Genomic DNA, 2,193 nt, shown 5'->3' on the forward strand with positions numbered 1-2,193 from the left:
CACGACCAGATCCCGTTCCTGATAGCCCTTTTCCCGCTGCAAACGCTGAAAGACCTCATCCAGGGCCGCCAGCAATGCCACTTGGGCCTCCGCAGCCAGTTGTGGCTGGGCCAGCAGCGCCGCAGCGCCCGCCCCGGTCAGCGGAATCGCCTGCAAAGTAACACCCAGGGGCGCCAGGGTGGCGGCAATCTGCGCCGCGTCCGTGACCCGCTGCGCCGATTCTGCATATTGCAAAGTCGCCATGCTAACCCTCCTCCTTCCAGATCAAAGAAGCCATACGCCCGGTAACGCCGTCGCGCCGATAGGAAAAATAGCGCGCAGGGTCAGCCACCGTACACAGATTACCGCCAAAAATGGCCTGCACGCCGACCCGCTGCAAGCGCTGCCGTGCCAGTGCATAAATATTCGCCAGCCAACGGTCCCCACGTCCGGGGCGGAAGGCTTCTGCCGCCCCGGCATCCTCCGCCAGGAAAGCCGCCCGCAGCTCCGGCCCGACCTCGAAATGCTCAGGCCCGATGGCGGGTCCCAAGTATATCAGAATATCCTCCGGCGCCACCTGCATGGCCGCCACGCCGCGCTCCAGGATGCCCGCCAGCAGGCCCCGCCAGCCGGCGTGAAAAACACCGATATGGCGACCGCCCCCGCCGCAAGCCAGCACCGGCAGGCAATCCGCGGTGAGCACCGCCAGCGCTACGCCCGGTATGGCGGTGACCGCACCATCCGCTTCCAAAGAGCGTACTGGCGCGGCCGTCAGGGTGACGACCCCCGTGCCATGCTCCTGCCGCAACCAACGGGGCTCGCCAGGCAATTCCAGCATGGCCCGCAGCCGATCCCGATTTCGTGCCACCGCCTCCGGCGCATCGCCCACGTGATCGCCGAGATTGAGTGATGTATAGACCCCCTGACTGACACCGCCACTGCGCACCGTGACGGCACTGCGTACCCCGTAGGGCACGGGCCAGTCCGGCACCCAATAACCCGCCTCTTCAGTGGCCATTACGCGCATCGCGCAGCAGAGTCAGCAATTCGGTCATGTCTTCAGGCAGCGGGCTTTCCCAGGTCATCAGCGCCCCGCTTTCCGGATGGTAGAGACGCAAACGCCAGGCATGCAAAGCCTGGCGGCGGAATTGCCGCCAATGGGCCAGCGCGACCTCATCCAGCCCCTGCGGAACCATCATCCGCCCGCCATAGACCGGATCCCCCACCAGCGGGTGGCCGATATGCGTCATGTGCACGCGAATCTGATGGGTACGCCCCGTCGCCAGGCGCAGGCGCAGGTAGCTGTGACGGGGAAAGCGCTCCACCAGCCGATATTCGGTCTGCGCCGGTCGGCCGTCATCACGCACGGTCATTCGCAGGCGGTCGTGGGCATGGCGGCCGATGGGCGCGTCTACCCGGCCACCACCGGTCATCGCCCCCATCACCAGCGCGAGATATTCGCGGTGCATGGTATGGTCACCGAGCTGGTCGATCAGTGACTGTCGCGCCATCTCGGTTTTCGCCACCACCAGCAGGCTGGTAGTGTCTTTGTCCAGCCGATGGACAATGCCGCCGCGGGGCAGGCAGGCATTATCCGGCACATGGGCCAGCACGGCGTTGACCAGCGTGCCGTCGGCATGACCGGCGCCGGGGTGGGTAAGCTGCCCTGCCGGCTTGTGCACAACGAGGATATCCGCGTCTTCATACAGAATATGCAGCGGCAGATCCTGGGGCAGCCAGGTGCTGGGCTCGATCTCCGGCCAGTTGATTTCTACCTGTTCACCACCACGAATCCGTGCGCTGGGCTTTTCGACCGCACCATCCACCAGAATCCGGCCATCCCGCAGCAAGGTCTGGATACGACTGCGGCTGGTTTCCGGCAGCAACTGGCTCAACACCGCGTCGAGACGCTCGCCGGCCTGCTCCTCTGGCAAAATCATGGGAATACCCGTACTATCGTCGCTCATGGTTCGCCACTATAGACTATTGTCCTTCATGAGCAAACGCATACTCATTACCTTGTGTTGTACCGCGCTGATCGCTGGATGTGCCAGTAGCCCGGAGAAACCAGACAACGCCGCCGAGCGCCACGAATCTGCCGAGACGCTGTTCCAACCCGCCCAAAAGGCCATGGAGCGCGGAGACTACACTTCCGCCATTAAGCTGTACGAAGATCTGGAGACCCGTTACCCCTACGGCCCCTACGCCGAACAA

3 protein-coding genes and 1 pseudogene are annotated in these 2,193 nt (G+C 64.1%); 1 reads left to right on the plus strand and 3 read right to left on the minus strand.

The window, feature by feature from the left end; translation table 11 throughout:
• The 3 genes and pseudogenes from AC2VNK_RS03065 to rluD form a co-directional block, all read right to left on the minus strand.
• Window positions 1–243 (minus strand): annotated as a pseudogene (locus tag AC2VNK_RS03065) (acireductone dioxygenase); the annotation flags it as partial.
• A 1-nt stretch (window position 244) separates the two neighbouring features.
• Window positions 245–997: a peptidoglycan editing factor PgeF gene (gene pgeF / locus AC2VNK_RS03070; RefSeq protein WP_291523940.1), complete on the minus strand. Its 753-nt coding sequence runs from the start codon at window positions 995–997 to the stop codon at window positions 245–247.
• Window positions 987–1,946, minus strand: a complete 960-nt coding sequence (gene rluD, locus AC2VNK_RS03075) for a 23S rRNA pseudouridine(1911/1915/1917) synthase RluD (protein ID WP_486882755.1) — start codon at window positions 1,944–1,946, stop codon at window positions 987–989. Before rluD ends, pgeF begins: the two co-directional genes overlap by 11 nt.
• Before the next feature lie 28 nt (window positions 1,947–1,974).
• Here rluD and AC2VNK_RS03080 point away from each other — a divergent pair.
• Window positions 1,975–2,193, plus strand: a 219-nt coding sequence (locus tag AC2VNK_RS03080; RefSeq protein WP_486882756.1) for a tetratricopeptide repeat protein, incomplete at its 3' end; no start/stop codon positions are given.

The sequence above is a fragment of the Acidithiobacillus sp. TH-A35 genome (assembly GCF_057473505.1).